Genomic DNA, 25,940 nt, shown 5'->3' on the forward strand with positions numbered 1-25,940 from the left:
GCCCCTGCGCTTCCGGCGTGGCCGTTCCGCGCAGGAACTGGTGACCGGCCAAACGAAACGCCCGGCGCGTGGCCGGGCGTTTCGATGCAGCACTTGAGGCGAGGGCTTACTGCGCCGCGTCCTTCGGATCCGGCGCCAGGCCACGCTTGATCAGCAGCGGCTCGATCTTCGGCTCGTGGCCGGTGAAATCGACGAACAGCTGCTTGGCGTCCTTGCTGCCGCCGCGCGAGAGCAGGGTGCTGCGGAAGCGGTCGCCGTTGGCGCGGGTCAGGCCGCCGTTCTGCTCGATCCACTGGACCGTGTTCGCGTCCAGCACTTCCGACCAGATGTAGGCGTAATAGCCCGCCGCGTAGCCACCGTTGATGTGGCTGAAGTAGGGCGTGCGGTAGCGCGGCGGCACCGGGGCGTAGTCGAGGCCGGCGGCCTTCAGCGCAGCGGCTTCGGTCGCCATGACCTCGTCGGCGTCGGGCAGCTGGTCGGCCGGCAACTGGTGCAGATACTGGTCGAGCATCGCCGAGCCGAGGTACTCGGTGGTCGCAAAGCCCTGGTTGAACTTCGCCGCGGCCTGCACCTTCTCCAGCAGTTCGGCCGGCATGGCTGCGCCGGTCTGGTAGTGCTTGGCGTAGTTGGCGAGGATTTCCGGCCAGTCGGCCCACATCTCGTTGACCTGCGAGGGGAACTCGACGAAGTCGCGCGGCACGCTGGTGCCGCTGAAGAAGGGGTACTTCACGTCCGAAAACATGCCGTGCAGCGAGTGGCCGAACTCGTGGAACATCGTTGTCACTTCATCCCAGGTCAGCAGCGTCGGCTGGCCGGCCTGCGGCTTGGGAATATTCTGGTGGTTGGCGGTGACCGTCAGCGTGCCGTCGAGCTCCGACTGCGAGACGTAGGAGTTCATCCACGCACCGCCGCGCTTGGAGCCACGCGCATAGGGATCGAAGATGAAGATCGCCAGATCGCTGCCGTCCTCGTTCTTGACCTCGTAGGTCCAGGTGTCGGGGTGGTACTTGGGCAGGTCGGTGCGCTCCTTGAAGGTGATGCCGTAGAGCTTGGTCGCGGCGAAGAACACGCCGTTCTCCAGCACGTTCTTCATCTCGAAGTAGGGCTTGAGCTGCGCGTCGTCGAAGCTGTACTTGTCCTGGCGGACCTTCTCCGAGTAGTAGGCCCAGTCCCACGGCTCGAGCTGGAACGTCGGCTCGCCCTTGGCGGCCTGTTCGCGGTCGATCATGGCCTGCAGTTCGGCGGCTTCGAGCTTGGCGTTGGCAACGGCGGCCGGTGCCAGCTGGCCCAGCATGTCGTTGACGGCCTGCACGGTGCCCGCGGTCGAGTCTTCGAGGATGAAGGTCGCCTGGTTGGGGTAGCCCATGAGGTTGGCGCGTTCGGCGCGAAGTTTCAGGATCTGCGCGATCACGCCGGTGTTGTCGAACTGGTTGCCACGGCTGCCGCGTGCGACCGAGGCCTTGTGGATGCGCTCGCGCAGTTCACGGTTGTTGATCTGCGGCAGCGGCGGCTGGCCGGTGGTGTTGAGCAGGGTGATGACGTACTTGCCATCCAGACCACGCGACTTGGCCTCGTTGGCGGCCGCGGCGATCTGCGCCTCGCTCATGCCGTCGAGTTCCTCGACGGTGTCGACGACCACGGCCGAATCGTTGACCTCGTTGAGCACGTTCTGGCTGAAGGTCGTGCCGAGCTTCGCCGATTCGGCATTGATGCGGCGCATCTCGTTCTTCTGCGCTTCGGTCAGATTGGCGCCGGCGCGGACGAACATGGTGTGGTAGCGCTCGACCAGGCGCTTGCCTTCGGCGTCGAGGCCCAGCGAGTCGACGTTCTTGTAGAGCGTATCGATGCGCGCGAACAGCTTCGGGTTCAGCATGATCGCATCGCGATGCACGGCGAACTTCGGCGCGTAGTCGGCGTCGATCTTCTTGCGTGCGTCGTTGGTGTCGGTGCCGTTGAGGCTGCTGAAGATCGTGCGCGCGCGCGAGAGCACCTCGCCCGACTTCTCCATCGCGATGATGGTGTTCTCGAACGTCGGCGCTTCGGGATTGTTCGCGATCGCCTCGACTTCGCGCAGGTTCTCGGCCATGCCGGCGTCGAATGCGGGGCCGAAGTGGGCGTCCTGGATCAGGTCGAAACGCGGGTAGCGCAGGTCCAGCGTGCTCTCGACGAACAGCGGGTTGTCGGCCGGCACCTGGGCGCTGGCAGCGGGCGCGGCGTTGGCGGTGCCACGCGTCTGGGCGAAGGCGGGCAGGGCGGACACGGCGAGGGCCGCGCACAGGGCGACAGCGAGCGGGTGCTTGAGCAAGGTGACTCTCCGGTGACAGGACCCCCAAGCCTAGCCGATCGGGCGCCGGCGTGACCCATGCCGGAAGTCCGCGTGGCCGGAACGGAGCGATTCGCCGGTTCATGTCCGACGGCGCAGGCACACTTCCGGCAGGCGTTCGAAGCGCGTTCGCGGTGCATGCGCAGCGTGATCGGTCAGACTGGCGGCCTCATCCATTCACGGACGCCGCGATGACCAGTGCATTCGAGTTCCAGGCGACCAGCCTCGACGGTTCCCCGCAGCCGCTGTCCGATTACGCCGATCGCGTGCTGCTGATCGTCAACGTCGCGTCCAGGTGCGGATTCACGCCCCAGTACACCGGGCTGCAGCAGCTCTGGCGCGACTACCGCGATCGGGGACTGGTGGTGCTGGGCTTTCCATGCGACCAGTTCGGTCACCAGGAGCCGGGCAGCGAGGCGGACATCCGCGACTTCTGCGCGCTGAACTACGCGGTCGATTTTCCGATGTTCGCCAAGGTCGACGTCAACGGCGACACGGCGCATCCGCTCTGGGCGTGGCTGCGCACGCAGAAGTCCGGTCTGCTGGGCTCGCGCCGGATCAAGTGGAACTTCACCAAGTTCCTGGTCGGGCGCGATGGGCAGGTCATCGACCGGTTCGCGCCCACGACCACGCCCGATGCACTGCGCAAGCCGATCGAGGCGGCGCTGGGCTGACGCTTTCACAGAAAGGTCAGAGCGCAGCGAAACCCATTGCCGTATCGGTGCGCGACAGGGTCATGCGCTGAGCGCGATTCCGCGCGCTGTGATCAGCGTGCGCGCACGCGGCAATGACGGGTTGCGCTGATGCTCGACCGATCCTGCGTTCGCCCTGCGGGACTTATTTCTCGACGAAGGCGCGCTCGAAGACGTACTGGCCGGGCGTGCCGATGCGCGGCGCGGCTTCGAAACCGCGGGCGTCGAGCAGGCTGCGGAAATCGGCCAGCATCTGCGGACTGCCGCAGATCATCGCGCGGTCGTGTTCGGGATCGAGCGGCGGCAAGCCGAGATCGGACGCCATGCGGCCACTGTCGAGCAGGTCGGTCAGGCGGCCGCGATGGTCGCGCCCGTCGAAGTCGAAGGCTTCGCGCGACACTGCCGGGTAGTACAGCAGCTGCCTCGACATCTGCTCACCCAGAAACTCGTGGTGCGGCAGCTCGTTGACGATGTAGTCGCGGTAGGCGAGGTCCTGCGCGGTGCGCACGCCGTGGGTCACGATGACCTTGTCGAAGCGCTCGTAGGTTTCGGGATCCTTGATCACCGACAGCCATGGCGCGAAGCCCGTGCCGGTCCCCAGCAGATACAGGTTCCGGCCCGGGTGCAGATCGTGGATCAGCAGCGTGCCGGTCGGCTTGCGGCCGATCAGCACCCGGTCGCCCGGTTTGATGTGCTGCAGGCGCGAGGTCAGCGGGCCGTTGTCGACCTTGATGCTGAAGAACTCCAGCTGCTCTTCCCAGTTCGCACTCGCGATCGAATACGCGCGCAGGATCGGCTTGCCTTCGGTCTCCAGCCCGATCATCACGAACTGGCCGTTCTCGAAGCGGAAGCCGTCGTCGCGGGTGGTGGTGAAGCTGAAGTAGGCGTCCGTCCAGTGACGGACATCCAGCACCGTCTCGGTGCCATAGGCGGCTGACATATGCGGAAAGGGCGACGCGGGAAACCGCACATTCTACCAGCGATGAGAGCCGTTCTCGTCTCGCTGCTGAATCCCGCCAGGGACACGCCGTTCCAGCCCCTCGGCGCGTCGATCAGCTAGTTGGGTCCGCGTTCCTCGTTGGGCCGGGCGCGCTTGTCGCTCAGCAACGCGCTGAGCACGATCGCGATACCCAGGCCCGCGCCGGTGAGGAACAGCAGCAGCGCGATCGCCGGATAGCCGAACAGCCGCGGTCCGCCCGGGTTGTCCATCATCATCGCCGAGGCGAGGATCAGCGCGGCGGTGACGACGCCGGCGGCGATGCGGTTGGCGATCTTGTGCAGGCTCTCGAGCAGGTGCGATTCCTCCAGCCCCGTCAGCCGCACGCGCAGACGGTTCTCCGACAGCAGCGAGAGCACGTTGGACACCTTGCGCGGTGCGTCGCGCACCAGCTCCTGCATGTCCATCAGTTCGCTGGCGAGGTTGGCCGGCGACAGCGATTTGCGCAGGCGCTGTCGCATCATCTCGTTGAGGTGGTCCTCGACCACGCGCTTCATGTCCAGCTCGGGGTCGAGCGCGTGCACCACCGATTCCAGGTGCAGCAGCGTCTTGCCGAGCAGGCTCATCTCCGGCGGCGTGCGCAGGCCGCAGGCGGTGGCCAGGCGCACCAGGTCCAGCATCAGGCGGCCTTCGGTCTGACCGGTCGCGCCGGATTGCGCGGCGTAGCGTGCGACCAGCTGGCCGACATCGCGGTAGTAGCGGGCCTCGTCGAAATCCTCGAGCCGGGTGCCCATGGCGATGCTCTCGGCCGCGACGTGTTCGCCGCGGCCATCGACGGCCGCGAACAGCAGCTTGAGCAGGCGCTCGCGGGTGCGCGGCGGCACGTGCGCCACCATGCCCAGGTCCAGCAGCGCCAGACGGCCGTCGCGCGTGTAGAGCAGGTTGCCCGGATGCGGGTCGGCGTGGATCTCGCCGTGCACGAACACCTGGTCGAGATAGCCGTGCAGCAGCGACTTCGCCAGCGGCCCCAGATCGCGCTCGGTGCGCATCAGCCCCGAGATGTCGGTGACCTTGGTGCCTTCGACCAGTTCCATGGTCAGCACGCGCGGACGGGTGAGGTCCCAGACCGGACGCGGCACGAACAGCGCGGGATAGCTCTCGAAGTGCGCATCGAAGCGATCAAGGTTCTCGGCTTCGACGCGATAGTCCAGTTCGGCCAGCAGGGTGCGGCGGAACTCGTGCACCCAGTCGGCGAAGCGGACGCGGCGACCGACCTCGGTCACCCGATCGACGCCGCCGGCCAGGCGGGCGAGCGTGTCGAGATCGTCGCGGATCTGTTCGGCGATGCCCGGCCGCTGCACCTTCACCGCGACCTTGCGGCCGTCGCGCAGCGTCGCCCGGTGCACCTGCGCCAGCGAGGCGCTGCCCAGCGGCGTTTCGTCGAAGGTCTCGAAGATCTTGCTGATGCGCACGCCCAGCGCATCCTCGACCGCGTCGTGGATCACCTCGAAGGGCAGCGGCGCGACATCGTCCTGCATGCGCTCCAGCGCGACGAGGTAGGCGGGCGGCACCATGTCCGGGCGCGTCGACAGCGCCTGGCCGATCTTGATGAAGGTCGGTCCCAGCGCTTCGAGATCGTCGACGAAGGCCTCGGGCTTGCCGTCGACCGCATCGGGCGGCGTTTCCGAACCGGCCGGATCGAGTTCGAACCCCGACAGGACACCCGCGCTGCGATATTTCATCAGGAAGCGCAGGATCTGCGCATGGCGTGCGAGCGCGCGGCTGGTGTCGGGCATCGGGTGTCTCCGTTCGAGGCGCCCAGCGTACCCAGCGCGGCGTCAACGCCGATTCATCGCAATGGCGCGTGTGCGCGCCGTCCGGCTCAGCGGTAGCCCGCCGCCTGCAGTTCGAACAGTTCAGCGTAGCGCCCGCCCTGCGCCATCAGGGCATCGTGCGTGCCGCTGGCTTCGATGCGGCCCTGTTCCAGCACCAGGATGCGGTCGGCCATGCGCACGCTGGAGAACCGGTGCGAGATCAGCACCGCGGTGCGGTCTTCGGAGAGTTCCTTGAAGCGCTGGAACACCTCGAACTCGCTGCGCGCGTCGAGCGCGGCGGTGGGCTCGTCGAGGATCATCACCTGTGCGTCGCGCATGTAGGCACGCGAGATCGCGATCTTCTGCCACTGGCCGCCCGACAGGTCCACGCCGTACTTGAAGCGGCGGCCGACGGGCTGGTCGAAGCCGCCGGCGAGCCCGGCGATCACCGCATCGGCCATGCCGCGGCGCGCGGCCTCGCGGATGCGCGCATCGTCGTCCATGGCCTCGGGCTGGCCGACCCCGATGTTCTCGCCGGCGCTGAGGCTGTAGCGCACGAAGTCCTGGAAGATCACGCCGACGTTGGCGTGCACTTCGTCGAGGTCGTAGTCGCGCAGATCGCGGCCGTCGAGCAGGATCCGGCCCTCGTCGGGGTCGTAGAGCCGTGCCAGCAGCTTGACCAGGGTGGTCTTGCCGGCGCCGTTCTCGCCGACCAGGGCCAGCACTTCGCCGGCGCGCAGTTCGAAGTCGAGATGCCGCACCGCCCACGCCGTCGCATCGGGATAGCGGAAGCCGACGTTCTCGAACACGAAGCCCTGGGTGATCGGGCGCGGGAACGGCGCGGGATCGGCGGGCGAGCGGATCTCGGGCTCGATCCGGAAGAACGAGAACAGATCGTCCAGATACAGCGCCTGGCCGGCGACCTGCGACACGCCGATCAGCAGGCCTTCGAGCAGCTGGCGCAGGCGCAGGAAGCTCGCGGCGAGAAAGGTCAGATCGCCGATGCTGAAATCGCCGCGCACCGTGCGCCAGCAGATGTAGGCGTAGGCGGCGTAATAGCCCAGCGTGCCCAGTGCCGCGAAGAGCGTGCCCCAGAGCATGCGTCGCCGGGCGAGACCGCGATTTGCGATGAAGAAGCGTTCGGCCAGCGTGCGGTAGCGCGCGATCAGGAACCGGTGGAGGCCGAAGATCTTGACCTCCTTGGCCGTCTCCACGCTGGCACCGGCCATGCGGATGTATTCGAGCTGGCGGCGCTCGGGCGTCCAGCGCGAATCGAGCGCATAACGCAGCGCGTTGAAGTGCGATTCGCCCAGAAACGCCGGCACCAGCGCCAGTGCCAGCAGTGCGATCAGCCAGGGCGCGTAGACGATCAGGCCGACGGCCAGACTGGCCACGGTGATCGTGTCCTGCATCTGTCCGAACAGTTGTGCCATCAGCGTCGAGCGGCCGATGGTCTGGCGACGTGCGCGGTCGAGGCGGTCCTGCAGGTCCGGGTCTTCGAAATCCTCCAGATCCAGCACGGCCGCGTGCTCCATCAGCCGCACGCTGGTGGCGTTGGAGAACAGCTCCGACAGCAGTCCGTCGGAATAGGTGGTCAGGCGGCCGATCAGGTCCGAACCGATCGCCAGCGCGAACTCCGCCGCCAGCAGCACCAGCAGAGGGTCGAGGGTGCCGGCCTGCCAGGCGCCCGAAAAGCCGTCGTCGATCGCGCCGGCGCCGACCAGCCGCACGACTTCGTCGATGATCAGCTTGCCCACAAAGAGCATCGCCACCGGCAGCAGCGCACGCACGATGCGCAGGCCGACGCTGATGCAGGTCAGCAGCGGACTGACCGACCAGATCATCCGCAGGAACGGCGGGATGTTGCGCATCGCGTCGAAGCGCTCGCGCAGGCTGGGCTGGCGGGCGTCGGTCGACGCGCGGGGTGGGGCGGCACTCATGCAGCGAGTATCGGTCAGGGCGCGTGTGCGTCAGCGCATCGCGTCGGGCGGCTCACCGTCGCCGCCCGACTGCAGCGCGATGGGCAATTGCCAGCCGAAGCGCAGGGCCATCATCCGCAGGCCGAAGCACAGCAGCGCCCCGGCGATCGCGCAGGGCGTCGCAGGCCACTGCAGCCAGTGGCCGAGCGCGACCACCGCGCCGCCGGCGAGGGCGGCGACCGCGTAGAGATCCGCGCGCAGCACCAGCGGCACCTGCGCCAGCAGCACGTCGCGCGCGATGCCGCCGCCGATGCCGGTCAACATCCCCAGGCCCGCCGCCATCGGGGGCGGCACGCCGAAGGCCAGCGCTTTCTGCGTGCCCGCGACTGCGAACAACGCCAGGCCCATCGCGTCGAACATCCGCACCGGCTGCTGCAGCCGCTCGATCGCGGGCGCCCAGACGAAGGTGATGAGGCCGGCGGACAATGCGATCGCCGGGTAGCGCCAGTCGCTGAGCGCGGCCACCGGTGTCGCGCCGATCAGCACGTCGCGCGTCATGCCGCCGGCCGTGGCGGCCGCGAGCGACAGCACCAGCACGCCGAACAGGTCCAACCGCCGACGCACGCCCAGCGTCGCGCCGCTGAGCGCGAACACGAACGTACCGACGAGGTCGAGCACCAGAACGAGGGTTTCCATGCGCGTATTGTGCGCCCCGCTGCAACGCTCCGGCACGGCGCAGCGGACCGGCGCGTGGCCGGCATGGCCTAGAATGGGCGGGTTTTCCGCCAGCCTTCGAGCCAGCCGTGACCGCCAGCCATTCCGCTTCCCCGTCGCCGGGCTTCGTGTCCGCGCCGCCGGTGTCGATCCGCCAGGACGACCTGATCCAGTCCGTCGCCGATGCCCTGCAATACATCAGCTACTACCACCCGGTCGACTACATCCGGAATCTCACCGCCGCTTACGAGCGCGAGGAATCGCCGGCCGCGAAGGATGCGATCGCGCAGATCCTGATCAATTCGCGCATGTGCGCCGAGGGCCACCGGCCGATCTGCCAGGACACCGGCATCGTCACCGTGTTCCTGGAAGTGGGCATGTCGGTGCGGTGGGACGACGCCACGATGTCGGTCGAGGACATGGTCAACGAGGGTGTGCGCCGGGCCTACAACCATCCCGACAACAAGCTGCGCGCCAGCGTGCTGGCCGATCCGGCCGGCAAGCGCCAGAACACGAAGGACAACACGCCGGGCGTGGTCAACGTCAAGATCGTGCCGGGCAATACGGTCGACGTGATCGTCGCGGCCAAGGGCGGCGGCTCGGAGGCCAAGTCCAAGTTCGCGATGCTCAACCCCTCCGATTCGATCGTCGACTGGGTGCTCAAGACCGTGCCGACGATGGGCGCCGGCTGGTGCCCGCCGGGCATGCTCGGCATCGGCATCGGCGGCACTGCCGAAAAGGCGATGCTGCTGGCCAAGGAATCGCTGATGGAGCCGATCGACATCGTCGATCTCAAGGCCCGCGGTGCCTCCAACCGCGCCGAAGAGCTGCGTCTGGAGCTCTACGACAAGGTCAACGCGCTGGGCATCGGCGCGCAGGGTCTCGGCGGCCTGACCACGGTGCTCGACATCAAGGTCAAGGATTTCCCGACCCACGCGGCCAACCTGCCGGTGGCGATGATTCCCAACTGCGCCGCCACGCGCCATGCGCATTTCACCCTCGACGGCAGCGGCCCGGTGATGCTCGACCCGCCGTCGCTGGCCGACTGGCCGGAGCTGACCTACAACCCGACCGGCGCGCGCCGCGTCGATCTGGACACGATCACGCCCGAAGAGGTCACGACCTTCAAGCCGGGCGAAGTGCTGCTGCTCAACGGCAAGCTGCTGACCGGCCGCGACGCCGCGCACAAGCGCATCGTCGACATGCTCAACAAGGGCGAGATGCTGCCGGTCGACCTCAAGGGCCGCTTCATCTACTACGTCGGTCCGGTCGATCCGGTGCAGGGCGAGGTGGTGGGCCCGGCCGGTCCGACCACGGCCACGCGCATGGACAAGTTCACCGGCCAGGTGCTCGAGCAGACCGGCCTGCTGGGCATGGTCGGCAAGGCCGAGCGCGGCCCGACCGCGATCGAGGCCATCCGCCAGCACAAGTCGGTGTACCTGATGGCCGTCGGCGGCTCGGCGTATCTCGTCTCGAAGGCGATCAAGGCCGCGCGCGTGCTGGCGTTCGAGGATCTGGGCATGGAGGCGATCTACGAGTTCGAGGTCCAGGACATGCCGGTGACCGTCGCGGTCGATTCGACCGGCGAATCCGTGCACGAGACCGGCCCGCGCAAGTGGAAGGCGAAGATCGGCGGGATTCCCGTGGTCGAGATCGCCTGACGCGATCGATTCACGGACACGGCGCCCTCGGGCGCCGTGTCCCGTTGGCCTATTCGGTGTCGAGCATCCGCGCGCCGCAGCGCAGGGCGCACATCAGGCGTTCCTCGTTGCAGGGCGTGTGGTCGGCGACCGAATCCGGACAGAAGCCCGTGTTCTGCTTCGCCTGGCAGGCGAGCATGGTCCGGTCGTCGACGGCGCGGTCGACGCAGGTCTGCACCTCATGGCTGTTGTCGCATCCGCTGGCGGCGCCCTGGGCGCGGAAGTTCTCGGAGGTGATGCAGCGCGAACGCACCGCGTCACAGGCCGCGACGCAGGCCATGCCCTCGGGCGAGGTCGGCATCAGCAGGCGCGGCTCGCTTGCACAGCCGGCAAGCGCCATCAGCACCAGTGCCAGCCCGATCCGGATCGTGCGCATCATCGCGCGCCCTCAGTCCACGAACTCGTCGAACGTCTTCCTGCGCCGGAACGGCATCAGATGCTGCCGGAGGATGCCGCGCGGCACGGTCTCGAGCTTCATCACGCCGTACTCCTGCGGCCACGCGGCCTGGTCGCGCGGCAGCTTGAACGTGCCCATCAGCATGTCGACCAGTGGCAGGTGGATCGCGTAGTTGACGTCGATGTAGTCCTGCTGCCGCGCGTGGTGCCAGTGGTGATAGCGCGGCAGCACCAGCAGGTACTCCAGCCAGCCGAAGCGCACACCGATGTTGGCATGGGCGATTACCGCCTGCAGGCCCACGAGAATGACGTAGGCGTTGACCGCCGGCGTCGAGAAGCCCAGCACCAGCAGCGGCAGCAGCACGAAGCTGCGGGTCAGCACGATCTCGACGAAATGGATGCGCGAGCCGGCCAGCCAGTCCATCTCGCGGCTGGAGTGGTGCACGGCGTGGAAGCGCCACAGCCAGGGAATGTTGTGATACGCCCGGTGCAGCAGCGCCTGCGCCAGATCGGCGACGAAGACCGCGATCAGGAACTGCGCCCAGACCGGCAACGACTGGATCGCGTCCTTCAAAGCCGGAAACGCGGCGATGCTGGCGATGGTCGATGTCGACGCGGTCACAAGGATCAGGATGAACTGCACGAGCACGTGGCTCATGAAGAAGTAGGCGATGTCGGTGCGCCAGCCGGTGCGCAGCGGCGACACGCGACGCTTGCCGAAGTAGCGCTCCAGCGGCACGAAAACCAGCGCCGAGAAGAACAGCGAGATCACGAACCAGTCCAGGCCCAGCGCATAGGGCGTATGGCCGATTGCGTCGAACTGGACGTTGGTGCCGCCGAGCAGCACCGCCAGCGTCGCGCTGCACACGCCGATCATCGCCACGCGCTTGTTGCGGTCGCGCAGGATCGCCAGCGTACCGAGGATGAAGGCCGCGATCAGTCCGACCAGCAGCAGATTCCGGGCGAAGCCTTCGTCATAGACCGCGCGGAACTCGCGACTGGTCAGCAGTTCGGGATAGTGGAAGCACGCCACGCCCATGACGCTGAGCAGGCCCAGCAGGGCCGAGGCATAGGCGAAGAACGAACGGCGGAAACGCGGTGCGGCGGCATCCATGCGACGGTCCTGCGGTGGGCCCGCCGCGAGCATAAGCCAATCGCCGCCGCACCGGCGCCGGGCGCATCAGGCCCGGCGCCGCGACCTCAGAACCACTCGAGCAGCGAGATGCCCAGGCCGACGTAGGTCGCCTTGTGGTTGTAGTCGATCAGGCTTTCGCCGTAGCCGTCGAAGATCTGCAGGTGACCGCGGAAATTCTTGTGGATCGGAAAGCCCCAGTCGAACTGCAGCGCACCGTGCGACCGGTCGCCACCACGCAGCGAATGGCGCGCCATCAGCGAGAACTCGTGACCGCCGCGCACGTGGGTCAGCGTGAGGTCGCCGCGGCCCATGTAGTCCTCGATGTCGGGATTGTCGTCCTCGTTGCCATCGGAGATCCGCACCCACGGCCGGATCATCACGGCCCAGTTCTCGCGGTCCAGGCCGACGTTGAACATCACCCGGTTCCAGCTGCGCGACAGCGGGTCGCCCCGGCCGTTGGACTGGTGGTTGACGCCGATCGCCGCCATGCGCCCGTTCCAGCCACCGATGCTGTAGTTGTTGCGGAACACCATCAGCACTTCGGGTTCGTAATTGGTCTCGCGGAACGGCCGCGAATCCTCGGTGTTGTAGACCTGCCAGCGCGAGCTCTGGGTGTAGCCCATCCAGATGTCGCCGTTGGTGTCGAAGAGGTTCTCCACGGCCTTGGTCTTGAAGCTGAGCTGGAACTTCGCCTCCAGGCTGTCGAGCGTCTGCGGCGTGGTCACCGTGTTCTCGGGATTCGGCGAGGACGGCGTCTCGTTCTTGTCCGAGGTCCAGAACGCGGGCAGCAGGTAGACGGGCTTGTAGGCGCGCAGATTGAACAGCCCCAGCTTGGAGTCGCGGGCCAGTTCCCAGCGGCTGTCGAGCAGCGAGCCCTGGCCGGCGTTGGCGATGGCGGCCTCGAGACGGCTGCTGCCGTCATGGGCGTACAGGCCGTGCGCGACCGGGGCTTCAGCCATCGCATCGGCGCGGACCGCCGGGTTGTTGCGCAGTTCGCGTGCGACCGCCGCTTCGGTGTCTGCCTGCGCCGGAGTGCGCGTGGCGCGCCCGGTCATCGTGTCGAAACAGGCGAGGCGCTGCGCATCCTGTTCGAGTGCGACGCAGGCATCGAGGCTGGCGGGTGCGCTGGGCGCGGTGGTCGGCGGCGCGGTCTCCTGCGCATGCGTGGCGAACGGCAGGGCGGTCGCGAGTGCGGCCGGGAGCAGAAGGGTGGGGCGCATGTCAGGTCGCGTCCTTGGGAGTGAGAAGAAGGTTGCCGTCGTCGGTGTTCTGGACCTCGGCGACCTGCCGGTCGATGTCGCGGTTGACCGAGGTGTCGACGCCGACGCTGGTGGCCGGTTCGTGATCGGCGACCGGCATCGCAGCCGCGTCCTCCTCCTTCGCCAGCACCACGTGCGTCGTGGTCTTCGGGCTTTGTATCCCGTCGCGCCAGAACGCGCCCTTCACACGGCGGATCGCCTCGCTGCGGGTCTTGCCGAGGTCGCTCCGGCGCTGGTCCACCCAGCCGAAAAAGCGCAGCGCGGTGCCATTGGCGCCGAACTCCACCACCGTCCACGACGGTGCGGGGTCGGCCAGCACGCCGTCGATGCTCGCGATCTCCGCCATCGCCAGCGCGTGCGCACGGCTGATCGACTGGCTGGCATCGATGTTGAAGGTGAAATCGAACCGTCGCCGGGGGTTGCTGGTGTAGTTGAGGATCACCGCCTTGAACACCAGCGCATTGGGCAGACGCAGCTCGTTGCCTTCTAGCGTGACCAGCGCCATCGCACGCGCGCTGAGCGAGGCGACCTTGCCCTCGTAGCTGTCGATCTTGACCATGTCGCCCGGCTCGAACGGCCGGCGCAGGCTCAGCAGCACGCCGGCGATGTAGTTCTCGGCGATGTCCTTGAACGCGAAACCCAGCGCCAGACCCAGCACGCCGGCCGAGCCCAGCATCGCGCCGACCAGCGCCGTGGCGTTGAGCAGGTCGAGTGCGACGAGGATGCCGATCAGCAGGATCACCGCGCGCACGACGCGCCGGATCAATCCGTCGAGATACGGATTGCGCGTGCGCAGACGCAGCCAGTGCAGGCGCTGCGAAACGAAGCCGCCGAGCCACGAGGCCAGAAAGACGATGAGGGCGGCGGCCAGCAGCAAGGGCAGGTTCGCGACCAGACGCAGCACGCGGGCCTCGGCCTCGTCGTAGACCGCGTCCAGGCGACCCCGGACATCGACCTCCTCGACGGCCGGCGCCGTGGCAGGTGCGGCCGACGCCTGCGCCGGTGCATCCGCGGCTGGAGCTGTGGGGGCTGGTGCGACGTGTGCCGCAGAAACGGGCAGGGAAAGAATTGCGGACAACGCGAGTGCGCTCGCGAGCAGCAGGCTGCGCCAGCGCGTGCGCAGAAGATCGGTATCGGGCATGGGACGGAACGGCGTGGTCCGGATCGGAGCGCGACGATAGTGCACTCACCACCACCATGCGAATGCGAAGACCGCGAGCATCAGCACCGCCAGCGCGAGCTTCAGTGCGACGCCCAGTGCGATGCCGACCCAGGTGCCGATGCCCACGCGCGTGGCCTGGCCGAGTCCTCCGGGACGCAGATTGCGTCGCGCGATCAGCTCGCCGACCACGGCGCCGACGAAGGGTCCGGCGAACAGCCCGGGCAGGCCGAAGAACAGGCCGACGAAGGTACCGACGACCGTGCCGACCAGCGCGAGCCGGCTTGCGCCGACACGTTTGGCACCGACCGCGGTGGCCCAGAAATCGACGACGAACGAGATCGCCGTGAGCACGCCGAGCGCGATCAGCGACCAGACGCCGATGCGTTCGAAACCGTCTGCCCACGCGGCGAGCAGCATGCCGGCGAACACCAGCGGCAGACCGGGCAGGGCCGGCAGGATCACACCTGCCAGACCGACCATGACCAGCAGCCCCGCGAGCACGTAGAACAGGCCTGTCATGTCCATGTGGAAGCCTCGCCGCAGCGGGTCGGAACGGGGTTCGGGAAGGGTCGAAAAGATGGGGCGTACCCGGATTGCATTTTCATAAACAGCGGGGTACTTTGCAGGCGCTGTGTTTGTCAAGGTCACCGTGAACCGTGACCCTGTATGAAGAGGTTCGTGTCGGCTCGTCCCACCCGTCCCGCTGCATCGTCGCTCCGTGTTCTCCTTGTGCAACCAGCCGCCAAGACAGGCGTTCCATCGATCAACAATCGAATCGTTCCAGGGAGAGAGAGCAACATGGCAACGCGCGAAAACGGTACCGTGAAGTGGTTCAACGATGCGAAGGGCTTCGGCTTCATCAGCCGTGAGAGCGGCGAGGACGTGTTCGTCCATTTCCGCGCCATCCAGGGCACGGGCTTCAAGTCCCTGCAGGAAGGCCAGAAGGTTTCGTTCGAAGTCGTGCAGGGCCAGAAGGGTCTGCAGGCGGACGCCGTCACCCCGCTCTGATCCCCCTGGATCCGAGCCAAAAAAAACCCGGCTTGCGCCGGGTTTTTTTTGGGGTCGATCGGGCGACCGGACTCAGTAGGCGTAGGCCTGCCCGTTCTGCACACGGACGTTCGATCCTTCGCGCAGTCCGCCGATGTCGCTCTGCGACAACACGGTCGTACGGCCGTCCTGCATACGCACGTGGACGTTGTAGTAGTTGCCGCCCTCGGTGCGGTTCTGGATCGCGTTGCCGGCGATCGCACCGCCCACCGCGCCTGCGCCAATCGCGACGTTGCGACGGCCTTCGCTGTCGGTGTTGCGACGTGCGAGTTCCTTGGCGGCGACCGCACCCACCACGCCGCCGATCAGCGGGCCGGCGATGTTGGGATTGCTGTTGCCGCGGACGGTTTCGATGCGCGTCACGGTGCCGCAGTCGTAGCAGTTGGCGGGGCGGTTGTAGCCACCGTTGCCGTAACCACTGTTGCCATAGCCGCTATTGCCGTAGCCGGACCCGTAGCCGGGCGAGGTGGCACAGCCGGCGAGGGCGACCGAGGCGGCGATGACCGCGGTTCCGATGAGACCAGTCTTCATGGGGCTATCCTCCGGTGCTTTCGCAGCATTCTGTTGGGAGCGCGGGCCAGAGCGCCCGACGTGCCGACGCTAGACGCGACGACGTGAATGCCGCAGCAATTGCGCTGCGTCGCGGTGCTGCGTGCAGCGTTGGTTCAGACCCGCGGCGCGGCCTTGCGGATCAGCCGCGCATGTCCTGGTGGCAGCCGCTGCAGGCCTCGCCGATCGCGTCGATCGTCCGGCGCAGGCCCGCACAATCGTTCGGCGGCGAGGCGAGCGCGGCATCCAGCGTGCCGCGCATCCGGCTCGCATGCGAAGCGAAACCCGCGTGGTCGCGCAGGTCCGCAAAGGCCGGTTCCAGATCGTTCGACAACGCGCGCAGCGTCTGCAGACGGGCGAGCGTGTCGGTGGCCGCGCAGCGGTTGGCCTCGAGGTCAGCCGACAACTGCGCCGACTGCGCCATGTACAACTGCATCAGCGCGGCCGGGTAGCGGTCCTGCCAGGTCTTGCGGCCTTCGAGTGCGCGCAGCAGTACCACGATCAACACGATGCCCACGACCAGGCCGACGACGAACACCACGAGGTAGCGGGCGGCCGCGGAGGGCTCGGAATGCGGCGGCGTGGTGACGGGCGGCGGTGCGGACATGCGCGATTCCAGTGGGGCCGCCGGCGACAGCGCGAGGCTGCGCCGGGCGCGGCTCGCTAGAATACGCGCATGGACGACACCGCACACGCACGCTTTTCCGGCATCGAACGTCTCTACGGCGTGGGCAGCGTCGATCGCCTGCTGCGACGGCACGTCGCGGTGGTCGGTCTGGGCGGCGTAGGTTCGTGGGTGGCCGAAGCATTGGCGCGGACCGGCGTCGGCACACTGACGCTGATCGACGCCGACGACATCTGCGTGTCCAACACCAACCGCCAGCTGCCCGCGCTGGAAGGCCAGTACGGACGCAACAAGGCCGAGGCGATGGCCGAACGTTGCCGGGCGATCAACCCCTCGATCGACATCCATGCGCTGCAGGCGTTCGTGACGCCGTCGAATCTGGACGAAATGCTCGGCCGCGGCTACGACCTGGTCATCGACGCCTGCGACAGTTTTCGCGCGAAGGTCGAGCTGATCGCCTGGTGCCGACGCCGCAAGCTGCCCGTGATCACGGTCGGTGCCGCCGGTGGACGCATCGACCCGACGCTGGTGCGCGTTCGCGACCTGTCGCGCACCGAGCACGACGCGATGCTGGCGCTCATCCGCAAGAAGCTGCGCGCGGAGTTCAACTTTCCCAAGACCGCCAAGCGCTATTTCGGCGTATCGGCGATCTATTCGCTGGAGAACGTGCGCTATCCACAGGCTGACGGCACGGTGTGCGGCATCCGCCCCCAGCTCGGGCCCGATGCGGCCTTGAGCCTCGACTGCGGCAGTGGTCTGGGAGCCGCCACGCATATCACCGGCGCGTTCGCGTTCGCGGCAGTGGGTCGCGCGCTGGAACTGCTGCTCAAACCGACGGCCGACGCGGCCGCCTGAGCCTGCCGCTCAGTCGACGGGCAGCCCGAACAGGGCGATCGCGTTGCGTGTGGTCTGCGCGGCGACTTCGTCCGCAGGAATGCCGCGCAGGTCGGCGACGACGTCGCGGATCCGCGTCAGGCGCGCAGGCTCGTTGCGCATGCCACGGTGGTCGGCATCCGGCTGGTCGGGCGCATCGGTCTCGAGCAGGAGTTGCTCGAGCGGAATCTCCGCCGCCACGCGGTGCAGGCGCTTGGCGCGGTCGTAGGTCAGCGGGCCGCCCAGGCCGATCAGAAAGCCGGCTTTCCACAATTGCTTGGCCTGCTCGGGACTGCCGCTGAAGCTGTGCACCACGCCGCGCAGCCCGTCGTACTTGCGCAACAGCACGATCGTCTCCTCGACCGCCCGCCGTGCATGCACGATCACCGGCAGATCGAAGCGCTGCGCCAGCGCCAGTTGGCCCTTGAAGAAGTGCAGCTGGGCATCGGGGTCCAGGCCGTCGACGAAATGATCGAGTCCGCATTCGCCCACTGCGACCGGCCGTTCGCGTTCGATCCAGTCCGACAGCGCATCCAGATCGACGGGGCGGTGGTACTCGAGAAACGTCGGGTGCAGGCCGTAGGCCGCGTGCAGACCGGGCGCTGACGCGCAGACCTCGCGCAGCTTCGGCCAGGCGTCCGCGTGCGTGGCGGGCACGATCTGGTGACGCACACCTGCTGCCCGTGCCCGCGCGATGACCGCGTCGCGGTCGGCATCGAACTCGGACGCATCGAGATGACAGTGGCTGTCGATCAGCACCGCTGCGCTCAGGAGCGCCGGGCCTGGCCGTTGATCGGCGGGCGCGTGCGCTCGTCATCGCGCTTTGGCGTGCGCTTGCGTTTGCGTTTGGCGAGCATCACGGTCGCCACGCCCAGCAACACCTCGTCGACCAGCAGGATCGGATCGGGGATCAGCAGGTTCACGCCGAACAGCACGGCAGACACCATGAACAGACGGGGATAGCTCAGCCGCGACAGCCAGGCGACGAGCGGGGCGGACAGCGGATTGGGCACGGCGGACTCCGTCAGGTGGGCGCGGCAGATGCGTCGAAGATGGACGCTAGCACGCGGTTTCCCAACCCCGGTTTAGCGGATCGTCAGTTCCGCAGCTCGATTTCCGGCGGCTGTTCAGCATGCGGGTGCTGCAATCGGCACCAAGAACGACAAGGCCGCGACAGGCCGGAGGAGAGAGCGATGAAGAGCAACACGATCGCAATTGCGCTGGCATCCCTGCTCGTTGGCGGTGTGGCCGTCGGCGCGTATCACAACAGCCGGGACGCGGCGGGCCCGGAGGTCGCGGGCGCGTTCGACGCACGCACCGGCGCGCCGCTCGGCCAGACGCGTGACGCGCTGGACTATGCCGACGTGGTCGACGTGCGCCCGGTCACCGAGACCGGACAGCTCTACGCGACGGTGCTCGGCAGCGAGCCGATCCGCGAGACGATGACCAGCAGCTCGCCGCGCGAAGTCTGTCAGGACGTCGTGGTGCAGGAACGTCTGCCCGAGCGCGACGGCAACGTCGGCGGCACCGTCGTCGGTGCACTGGTCGGTGGCCTCGTCGGCAACCAGGTCGGCAGCGGCAACGGCCGCAAGCTGGCCACCGCGGCCGGTGCGACCGCGGGCGGATTCATCGGCAACCGCGTCGACCGCAACCACGTGGGCGGGCGCGTCGTCGAACGCGTCGATCGCCAGTGCCGGACCGTGCAGGATTCGTCGCAGTCCTCCCGCGTGGTCGCCTACAACGTGACCTATCGCAACCCCGATGGCACGACCGGTTCGATGCGCACCGACAGCAAGCCGGGCAACCGCATTCTGCTTGGCGACGAGCAGCGCACCGTCGGCTACGACGTGACCTACGTCTACGACGGCAGCGAGCGCACCATCCGCATGGACGAGCGCCCGGACGAGCGTCTGCCGGTCATCAACGGCCGCATCATGACCGCCGCGCTGGACACCTCCGCTGCGGCCGAACCCCAGTACGACCGCCAGTAATCGCGCCGCTTCACGCGTGACCGGAGGGCCGGCGTCTGCCGGCCCTCCGCGTGTCCGCGCTACGGTCGGCACGCCCCCGTCGCCCCCGATACAATCGGCCGATCACCGTCCGGGACGATCTGCCGATGGCCTTGCATCCTTGTGATCTGTACGACGTGCGCTCGCTGCTCAGCGAGGAGGAGCGGGCCGTGCAGGACGCCGTGGCGCGCTTCACCGACGAGCGCGTGCTGCCGATCATCGGCGACTGCTTCGACCAGGGCCGTTTTCCCGCCGAGCTGATTCCCGAAATGGCCTCGCTGGGCCTGCTCGGCGCGACCCTGCCCGAAGAGTACGGCTGCGCCGGCCTCAATTCGGTCAGTTACGGGCTGATCTGCCAGGAGCTCGAGCGCGGCGACTCCGGCCTGCGCAGCTTCGCCAGCGTGCAGTCCTCGCTGTGCATGTATCCGATCTACGCGTATGGCTCCGAAGAACAGAAGCGCCGCTGGCTGCCGGACATGGCTGCAGGCGAAGTGATCGGCTGCTTCGGCCTCACCGAGGCACATGGCGGTTCCGACCCGGCGAACATGAAGACCCACGCCAAGCGCGACGGCGACGACTGGGTGCTCAACGGGTCGAAGATGTGGATCACCAACGGCAACCTCGCGCACATCGCCATCGTCTGGGCGCAGACCGACGACGGCATCCAAGGCTTCCTCGTCGAGAAGGAGTTCGCCGGTTTCACCGCGCAGGAGATCAAGCACAAGATGAGCCTGCGCGCGTCGGTCACCAGTGCGTTGTACTTCGACGGCGTGCGCGTGCCGGAGGCCAATCGCCTGCCGAACGTCAAGGGCCTGAAGGGGCCGCTGGGCTGCCTGACGCAGGCGCGCTACGGCATCACCTGGGGCCCGATCGGCGCGGCGATCGCCTGCCTCGACGAGGCGCTGGGCTATACCAAGGAGCGCATCCTGTTCGATCGCCCGGTCGCGGCGACGCAGAGCGCGCAGATCAGGATGGCCGACTGGGCGCGCCGCATCACCTCGGCGCAGCTGCTGTCGCTGCAACTCGGGCGTCTGAAGGATGCCGGCACCATGCAGCCCACGCAGGTGTCGCTGGCGAAGTGGAACAACTGCCGCATGGCGATCGACATCGCCCGCGAGGCGCGCGACCTGCTCGGCGGCGCGGGCATCACCACCGAGCACAGTCCCATCCGCCACGCGCTCAATCTGGAATCGGTGATCACCTACGAGGGCACCGAGACCGTGCACCAGCTCGTCGTCGGCCGCGAACTGACCGGCATCAACGCGTTCTGATCCGCAGCACACGACAGCGGATCCGGGGAGGGACGGGATGACGGTTGCCGACATCCGGCTGGAAACCGAGCGGCTGGTCCTGCGCCTGCCGCAGGCCGGCGACTTCGAGCGCTATGCCGAGCTGATGGCCGATGCAGACGCCTGTCGCTACATCGGCGGGCATCTGCCGCGCGGCGCTGCTTGGCGCAAGTTCCTGCAGATGCCGGGCGCGTGGCTGTTGCAGGGCTTCGCGATGTTCTCGGTGATCGAGAAATCCAGCGGTCGTTGGGTCGGCCAGATGGGGCCCTGGAAGCCGGAGGGCTGGCCGGGCAACGAGATCGGCTACGCCTTCCATCCCGATGCCTGGGGGCGCGGGTACGCCCACGAGTCGGCGGTCGCCGCGATCGACTGGGCCTTCGACACGCTGGGCTGGGACGACATCGTCCATTGCATCGCGCCGGAAAACTTCGCCTCCAAGCGCGTCGCCGAGCGTCTGGGTTCGCACCTGCTGCGGACCGGTCGTCTGCTGCCGCCGCCGAGTGAGACCGCGGACGTCGAACTGTGGGGTCAGACCCGTGCGCAGTGGGCCGCGGGCAGGGCGGCGCGCGGATGACGGTCGTCCACGGCTATTCGCCGTCCGGCAATTGCCACAAGGTCCGCCTGCTGCTCGAACAGCTGGGCAGGCCGTACACCTGGATCGAGACCGACAGCAGCCGCGGCGAGACGCGCACGCCGGACTTTCTGGCGCGGAATCCGAACGGCCAGGTGCCGATGCTGGAGCTCGACGACGGCCGCATCCTCGTCGAGTCCAACGCCATCCTGTGTTTCCTCGCGGCCGGCACGCCCCTGTTGCCGACCGATCCCTGGCAGCACGCGCAGACGCTGCGCTGGATGTTCTTCGAGCAGTACAGCCACGAGCCGGCGATCGCGGTCGCGCGGTTCATCCGCGGCTGGACCGACGCCGATTCGCCGCGTCGCGCGGAACTGCCGGCGTTGCAGGTGCGCGGCCATCGCGCGCTCGCGGTGATGGAAGGCCATCTGGCCGGTGATGCGCGCTGGTTCTCCGGCGCGCACTACGGCGTGGCCGACATCGCGTTGTTCGCCTACAGCGCCGTCGCGCCCGATGGCGGTTTCGATCTCGAGCGGTATCCGGCCGTGCGCGACTGGCTTGCGCGCGTGCGGCGGACGCCGGGTTTCATCCCCATGCCGGCGCCCGCGCCGGCGCACGCCGCGAGGCTCGCGGCCACGGACTGAGAGGGTGTCGTCGATGTTCGCAGTCGTTCCCGATCCGATTCCCGCCCGCATGAAGGGCCTCAACCGCGCCGAGATCTGCGACGCGAACTTCCAGCAGTTCGTCCGCGACTTCGACGGGCCGCGCACTGCCGCACCGGCGGCGCACGCGCCGATCCTCGAAGGCAGCGCGCTCGACGCGCACGGTTTTCGCGAGCTGTTCGAATCGCAGCTGATCAGCCGTCATCTCGATCTGATGGCGCGCGTGCTGCGCGTGCAGAACAAGGTCTTCTACACCATCGGTTCCAGCGGCCACGAAGGCAATGCGATGGTCGCGCGTGCCACGCGGCACACCGATCCGGCGTTCCTCCACTACCGCAGCGGCGGCTTCATGGCCGAGCGCTTTCGCAAGCTGCCGGGCATGGATCCGGTGATGGATTCGGCGCTGTCCTTCGCCGCCAGTGCCGACGATCCCGCCAGTGGCGGTCGACACAAGGTCTGGGGCAGCAAGCCGCTGTGGGTGCTGCCGCAGACCTCGACGATTGCCTCGCACTTGCCCAAGGCCGTGGGCACGGCGATCGCCATTGCGCATGGTCCCCGCATCGGCCATGCGCTGCCGGTGCCGGACGACAGCATCGTGGTGTGCTCGTTCGGCGATGCGTCGAGCAATCACGCCACCGCGCAGGCCGCGTTCAACACCGCGGCGTTCACGGCCTACCAGCGTCTGCCGGCGCCGGTGCTGTTCATCTGCGAGGACAACGGCATCGGCATCTCGGTCAAGACGCCGGACGGCTGGATCGCGCGCAACTTCGCGCATCGGCCGGACCTGGACTACTTCGCGGCCGATGGTCTCGACCTCGCCACGGGCTACGGCGATGTGCAACGTGCGGTCGCGCATTGTCGACGCACGCGTCGGCCCACCTTCCTGCATCTGCGCACGACGCGGATCATGGGCCACGCCGGCACCGACTTCGAGATCGAGTGGCGCAATCTCGACGAACTGTGCGCGGTCGAGGCCAGCGATCCGCTGCTGCGCAGCGCGGCCATCGCGCTCGAATCCGGTCTGATGTCGAAGGACGAGGTGCTGGCGCTTTACGAGATCACGCGCGCGCGCTGCTTCGCCGCGGCCGAGGACGCCGATCGGCGTCCACGCCTGACGCAGCTGGCCGATGTCGTGGCGCCGCTCGCACCGTTTTCGCCCGATGCGGTGCGCGCCGAGGCGACGCGCGCGCCCGATACCGCCGCGCGCATCGCGGCGTTCGGCAGCGAGGCCGCGTTGCCGGAGCGACAGGCCCCCAGGCATCTCGCGGTGCAGATCAACCAGGCGCTGCACGACCTGTTCGCGAAGTATCCGCAGGCGCTGCTTTTCGGCGAGGACGTCGCGCAGAAGGGCGGCGTCTACACGGTGACCAAGGGCTTGCAGAAGGCGTTCGGCGGACGTCGCGTGTTCAACACGCTGCTCGACGAGACCACGATCCTCGGGCTGGCGCAGGGCTTCGCCAACATGGGCATGCTCGCGCTGCCGGAAATCCAGTACCTGGCGTACTTCCACAATGCCGGCGACCAGATCCGCGGCGAGGCGGCGAGCCTGCAATTCTTCAGCAATGGCCAGTACCGCAACCCGATGGTCGTGCGCATTGCCTCGCTGGGCTACCAGCGCGGATTCGGCGGGCACTTCCACAACGACAACTCGATCACCGCCTTGCGCGACATCCCGGGCATCGTGATCGGCTGCCCGTCGCGCGGCGACGACGCGGCGACGATGCTGCGTACGCTCGCTGCGATGGCGCAGGTCGACGGCCGCGTCTGTCTGTTTCTCGAGCCCATCGCGCTGTACATGACCAAGGATCTCCATGCGCCCGGCGACGGCGCGTGGTCGACGGCGTATCCGGCGCCCGACCAGGCGATGACCTTCGGCGAGGCACGCGTTTACAACGCCGAAGCCACGGATCTGGTCGTGCTGACCTTCGGCAACGGCGTGCCGATGAGCCTGCGTGCCGCCCGCACGATCGAGGCCGAGCGCGGCTGGAAGGTGCGCGTGGTCGACCTGCGCTGGTTGCTGCCCCTCAACGAAGGCGAGATCGCGCGCCACGTCGGCGAATGCGCGCGCGTGCTGGTCGTCGACGAGGGGCGCCGCAGTGCCGGCGTGGGCGAGGGCATCATCACCGCGATCGCCGAGGCGGGCCTGGGCGACAGGCCGATGCGGCGCGTGGTCGGCGCGGACACGTTCACGCCGCTGGCCGGTGCGGCGCTGCTGGTGATTCCGTCGGAGGCCGACATCGTCGCGGCGGCGTTGACGATGCGGTGAGGGTCAGGCGCCTCATTGCCGTCATTCCAGCGAAAGCCGGAATCCATTTTGATCTTTAGTTCGATCCGACTTGCCGCGGACGGAGCGAACGGCCAAATGGATTCCGGCTTTCGCCGGAATGACGGAGGAAGGATGGCTGGCGTCCCGTCGCAAACATCCTGGATCCCCCTCCTCCCTCGCCGCGCGAGGGGGGAGGGGAACCCCTCAGTCCGCGAAACGCACCCGCACCTCGACGCGACGGTTCGGTGCCAGGCAGGCGATCAGCGCCTGGCCGCGTTCGGTCTTGCACTCGGCGACCGGCTCGACGTCGCCGCGGCCCACCGCGGTGATGCGATCGGCGGCGACGCCGTGTTCGACGAGGTAGCCGCGGACGGCTTCGGCACGACGCGTGGAGAGGCGCAGATTGCCTTGCGGATTGCCAATGCGATCGCTGTGGCCGATCACGTGCACCACATCCAGCGCAGGGCCCGATGACAGCTGCGCGGCCAGCCCGTCCAGCGCGGCGCGACCGGCCGGGCTGATGTCGCCGATGGTGGCCTTGCCGAACGCGAACAGTCCGTCCGCGTCCAGTTGCTCGACGAAGGCGCTGGGGGGCGGTGGCGGGGGCGGCGGCGCGGCCTCCGGCACGGGAGCCTGACTGGCGCAGGCGGTGAGACCACACACGACCAACGAGGCGGCCACTGCCGCCCACGACGCACGATGCTTCATGAAATCCCCTTGGATGGTTCGAGTTCCCCGCCGTCGCAGCGACCGTGATCGCAGCGACGACTCCCTTGCATCCCCCTGTCGCGACCGAGCATAGCAGTCCGATTGCGACAGTCGAATGGCGGTGTGGCGGGGTTTCCGGCCTACGGGGTCAGCGGGCGAGACCGTCCAGCAGCGGGGTGGGCGTCACCTGCACGCCGTCGACCGACAGCGTGTCTGCGACCCCGTCGATCGGCAGCACGGCAAGCAGCAGATCGCCTGTCGTGCAGACCACGCGGCCGATGGCCTGGTCGCCGGCGACGATCTCGTTGCCGGGCGCGGCCTGCGGGGCGCCGCGCAAGGCGGCGAGACCACGCTTGGCCTGGCCGAGGAAATGGGTGCGCGCGACGATTTCCTGCCCGGGATAACACCCCTTGGCGACGCTGAAAGCGCGCAGCCGTTCCAGCGACAGCTGCTGCGGCGTCCATTGCTCGTGCTGGTCGTCGGGCAGGCGCGGCAGTCCGTGGGCGAGATCGAAGGCGCGCCAAGCGTGGTGCGCGTCCGCGTCATGCGTGAGAACGGGATCGATCGCGCGTACGCACAAGGTGCGCGGCTGCGCCGGCGATCCGACATCAAGCTCGAAGCCATCCCCATCGAGGGTTGCCTGCGCACCGCGTGCCTGGGCAGGAAGGAAGAAGCCGCCCGAGACCTGCAGCTCGCCACGGGTTTCGATCGCGACCTTGCTGCGGAAGACGTAGCGTTTCAGCGATGCCGCCAATGCGTCGACGTCGCCATCGAGTACGACCAGATCCAGGCGCTCCGCGCTGTGGCGCACCACCGCGAACAGCGCCACGACACGGCCTTTCGGGGTCAGCCAGCCGCTCCACTGCCACTGTCCATCGCCCAGCGCAGCGACGTCGCTCATGAATTGCGCCTGCGCGAATGCGATGCAATCGCGTCCGGACAACGTGAAAACCGCGATGTCGGAGAGCGCGAACTGCGGATTCGACGCGGATTGCAGCTTGTCTGTCATGCCTGCGGGAACTAAAATTGAACGGATGACCACCCCCGACATCATAGGCGAGGAGACGGACACCCCGTCGCCCGCGCCGGCGGAAATGCCTGTTCCGGCATCGCCGCCCGCCGAGGAAATCGGAGGCCGCGACGGTCCCGAACCGACGCGATATGGCGACTGGGAAAAGAACGGTCGTTGTATCGATTTCTGATCTGTCACGTCGTGACTGGCGGACAGGTCCGCAATACCAGCCACGCGGCGTGACGCCGCCAGCGAGGAGAGCACTACAACGATGGCAA

Annotated in this window: 26 protein-coding genes; 10 read left to right on the plus strand and 16 right to left on the minus strand. The window is 67.9% G+C overall.

The window, feature by feature from the left end; genetic code table 11:
- Positions 1-106: 106 nt before the first annotated feature.
- The gene (locus E2F49_RS02595; RefSeq protein ID WP_133392484.1) at positions 107-2,305 is read right to left on the minus strand and encodes a M3 family metallopeptidase; all 2,199 of its coding nucleotides are present in this window, start codon (positions 2,303-2,305) and stop codon (positions 107-109) included.
- 209 nt (positions 2,306-2,514) lie between these two features.
- Between E2F49_RS02595 and E2F49_RS02600 the strand changes: the two genes are divergently transcribed.
- Positions 2,515-2,997, plus strand: coding sequence for a glutathione peroxidase (locus E2F49_RS02600; RefSeq protein ID WP_133392485.1), 483 nt, complete (start codon positions 2,515-2,517; stop codon positions 2,995-2,997).
- 163 nt (positions 2,998-3,160) lie between these two features.
- On the opposite strand, the gene E2F49_RS02605 is transcribed toward E2F49_RS02600, so the two are convergent.
- The 4 genes from E2F49_RS02605 to E2F49_RS02620 form a co-directional block, all read right to left on the minus strand.
- Positions 3,161-3,955: a ferredoxin--NADP reductase gene (locus tag E2F49_RS02605; RefSeq protein WP_133392486.1), complete on the minus strand. Its 795-nt coding sequence runs from the start codon at positions 3,953-3,955 to the stop codon at positions 3,161-3,163.
- Between the two features lie 116 nt (positions 3,956-4,071).
- On the minus strand, positions 4,072-5,748 hold the full coding sequence (locus E2F49_RS02610) for an ABC1 kinase family protein (protein ID WP_133392487.1): 1,677 nt from the start codon (positions 5,746-5,748) through the stop codon (positions 4,072-4,074).
- Positions 5,749-5,834: 86 nt separating this feature from the next.
- Positions 5,835-7,706 (minus strand): ABC transporter ATP-binding protein, encoded by a 1,872-nt coding sequence (locus tag E2F49_RS02615; protein ID WP_133392488.1) that lies wholly within the window; start codon positions 7,704-7,706, stop codon positions 5,835-5,837.
- 30 nt (positions 7,707-7,736) lie between these two features.
- Positions 7,737-8,381, minus strand: a complete 645-nt coding sequence (locus E2F49_RS02620) for a trimeric intracellular cation channel family protein (RefSeq protein WP_133392489.1) — start codon at positions 8,379-8,381, stop codon at positions 7,737-7,739.
- 161 nt (positions 8,382-8,542) lie between these two features.
- Between E2F49_RS02620 and E2F49_RS02625 the strand changes: the two genes are divergently transcribed.
- Entirely contained in the window at positions 8,543-10,060 is a 1,518-nt protein-coding gene (locus tag E2F49_RS02625) for a fumarate hydratase (protein WP_133393421.1), read from the plus strand.
- Between the two features lie 49 nt (positions 10,061-10,109).
- On the opposite strand, the gene E2F49_RS02630 is transcribed toward E2F49_RS02625, so the two are convergent.
- The 5 genes from E2F49_RS02630 to E2F49_RS02650 all read right to left on the minus strand — a co-directional run bounded on the left by E2F49_RS02630 (position 10,110) and on the right by E2F49_RS02650 (position 14,576).
- Positions 10,110-10,475, minus strand: coding sequence for a hypothetical protein (locus tag E2F49_RS02630; protein WP_165971095.1), 366 nt, complete (start codon positions 10,473-10,475; stop codon positions 10,110-10,112).
- Positions 10,476-10,487: 12 nt separating this feature from the next.
- Complete coding sequence (locus tag E2F49_RS02635; protein ID WP_208004779.1) at positions 10,488-11,609, minus strand: sterol desaturase family protein; 1,122 nt, start codon at positions 11,607-11,609, stop codon at positions 10,488-10,490.
- Between the two features lie 86 nt (positions 11,610-11,695).
- A complete protein-coding gene (locus E2F49_RS02640; protein WP_133392492.1) occupies positions 11,696-12,850 on the minus strand; it encodes a phospholipase A in 1,155 nt (384 codons plus the stop codon).
- 1 nt (position 12,851) lies between these two features.
- Entirely contained in the window at positions 12,852-14,030 is a 1,179-nt protein-coding gene (locus E2F49_RS02645) for a mechanosensitive ion channel family protein (RefSeq protein ID WP_133392493.1), read from the minus strand.
- A gap of 45 nt (positions 14,031-14,075) precedes the next feature.
- A complete protein-coding gene (locus tag E2F49_RS02650; RefSeq protein WP_133392494.1) occupies positions 14,076-14,576 on the minus strand; it encodes a DUF456 domain-containing protein in 501 nt (166 codons plus the stop codon).
- Positions 14,577-14,849: 273 nt separating this feature from the next.
- Here E2F49_RS02650 and E2F49_RS02655 point away from each other — a divergent pair, with 273 nt between their 5' ends.
- Entirely contained in the window at positions 14,850-15,059 is a 210-nt protein-coding gene (locus E2F49_RS02655) for a cold-shock protein (protein ID WP_055247705.1), read from the plus strand.
- 72 nt (positions 15,060-15,131) lie between these two features.
- On the opposite strand, the gene E2F49_RS02660 is transcribed toward E2F49_RS02655, so the two are convergent.
- Positions 15,132-15,629: a peptidoglycan-associated outer membrane lipoprotein precursor gene (locus E2F49_RS02660; protein WP_133392495.1), complete on the minus strand. Its 498-nt coding sequence runs from the start codon at positions 15,627-15,629 to the stop codon at positions 15,132-15,134.
- A 160-nt stretch (positions 15,630-15,789) separates the two neighbouring features.
- The gene (locus E2F49_RS02665; protein ID WP_133392496.1) at positions 15,790-16,254 is read right to left on the minus strand and encodes a hypothetical protein; all 465 of its coding nucleotides are present in this window, start codon (positions 16,252-16,254) and stop codon (positions 15,790-15,792) included.
- Positions 16,255-16,323: 69 nt separating this feature from the next.
- Here E2F49_RS02665 and E2F49_RS02670 point away from each other — a divergent pair, with 69 nt between their 5' ends.
- On the plus strand, positions 16,324-17,127 hold the full coding sequence (locus E2F49_RS02670) for a tRNA threonylcarbamoyladenosine dehydratase (RefSeq protein ID WP_133392497.1): 804 nt from the start codon (positions 16,324-16,326) through the stop codon (positions 17,125-17,127).
- A 9-nt stretch (positions 17,128-17,136) separates the two neighbouring features.
- Here the strand turns inward: E2F49_RS02670 and E2F49_RS02675 are convergent, their stop codons facing one another.
- Both E2F49_RS02675 and E2F49_RS02680 read right to left on the minus strand, forming a co-directional pair.
- Positions 17,137-17,901, minus strand: coding sequence for a TatD family hydrolase (locus E2F49_RS02675; protein WP_133393422.1), 765 nt, complete (start codon positions 17,899-17,901; stop codon positions 17,137-17,139).
- 11 nt (positions 17,902-17,912) lie between these two features.
- Positions 17,913-18,158, minus strand: coding sequence for a DUF6116 family protein (locus tag E2F49_RS02680; protein ID WP_133392498.1), 246 nt, complete (start codon positions 18,156-18,158; stop codon positions 17,913-17,915).
- A 180-nt stretch (positions 18,159-18,338) separates the two neighbouring features.
- On the opposite strand from E2F49_RS02680, the gene E2F49_RS02685 reads away from it, so the two are divergent.
- From E2F49_RS02685 to E2F49_RS02705, 5 genes are all read left to right on the plus strand, one after another.
- On the plus strand, positions 18,339-19,136 hold the full coding sequence (locus tag E2F49_RS02685) for a glycine zipper 2TM domain-containing protein (RefSeq protein ID WP_133392499.1): 798 nt from the start codon (positions 18,339-18,341) through the stop codon (positions 19,134-19,136).
- Positions 19,137-19,261: 125 nt separating this feature from the next.
- Complete coding sequence (locus tag E2F49_RS02690) at positions 19,262-20,425, plus strand: acyl-CoA dehydrogenase family protein (protein WP_133392500.1); 1,164 nt, start codon at positions 19,262-19,264, stop codon at positions 20,423-20,425.
- 37 nt (positions 20,426-20,462) lie between these two features.
- Positions 20,463-21,017: a GNAT family N-acetyltransferase gene (locus E2F49_RS02695; protein WP_133392501.1), complete on the plus strand. Its 555-nt coding sequence runs from the start codon at positions 20,463-20,465 to the stop codon at positions 21,015-21,017.
- Complete coding sequence (locus tag E2F49_RS02700) at positions 21,014-21,658, plus strand: glutathione S-transferase family protein (protein WP_055249797.1); 645 nt, start codon at positions 21,014-21,016, stop codon at positions 21,656-21,658. Before E2F49_RS02695 ends, E2F49_RS02700 begins: the two co-directional genes overlap by 4 nt.
- A gap of 13 nt (positions 21,659-21,671) precedes the next feature.
- On the plus strand, positions 21,672-23,942 hold the full coding sequence (locus E2F49_RS02705) for a thiamine pyrophosphate-dependent enzyme (RefSeq protein ID WP_133392502.1): 2,271 nt from the start codon (positions 21,672-21,674) through the stop codon (positions 23,940-23,942).
- A gap of 204 nt (positions 23,943-24,146) precedes the next feature.
- Here the strand turns inward: E2F49_RS02705 and E2F49_RS02710 are convergent, their stop codons facing one another.
- Both E2F49_RS02710 and ygfZ read right to left on the minus strand, forming a co-directional pair.
- A complete protein-coding gene (locus E2F49_RS02710) occupies positions 24,147-24,569 on the minus strand; it encodes an OmpA family protein (RefSeq protein ID WP_165971096.1) in 423 nt (140 codons plus the stop codon).
- 229 nt (positions 24,570-24,798) lie between these two features.
- Positions 24,799-25,704: a CAF17-like 4Fe-4S cluster assembly/insertion protein YgfZ gene (ygfZ, locus tag E2F49_RS02715; RefSeq protein ID WP_341777500.1), complete on the minus strand. Its 906-nt coding sequence runs from the start codon at positions 25,702-25,704 to the stop codon at positions 24,799-24,801.
- A 40-nt stretch (positions 25,705-25,744) separates the two neighbouring features.
- Here ygfZ and E2F49_RS02720 point away from each other — a divergent pair, with 40 nt between their 5' ends.
- Positions 25,745-25,852 carry a DUF1674 domain-containing protein gene (locus E2F49_RS02720; protein WP_133393423.1) on the plus strand — a complete coding sequence of 36 codons (108 nt, stop codon included), beginning with the start codon at positions 25,745-25,747 and terminating at the stop codon, positions 25,850-25,852.
- Positions 25,853-25,940: the final 88 nt, after the last annotated feature.

It is taken from the genome of Luteimonas terrae (assembly GCF_004358165.1).
GTDB lineage: Bacteria > Pseudomonadota > Gammaproteobacteria > Xanthomonadales > Xanthomonadaceae > Luteimonas > Luteimonas terrae.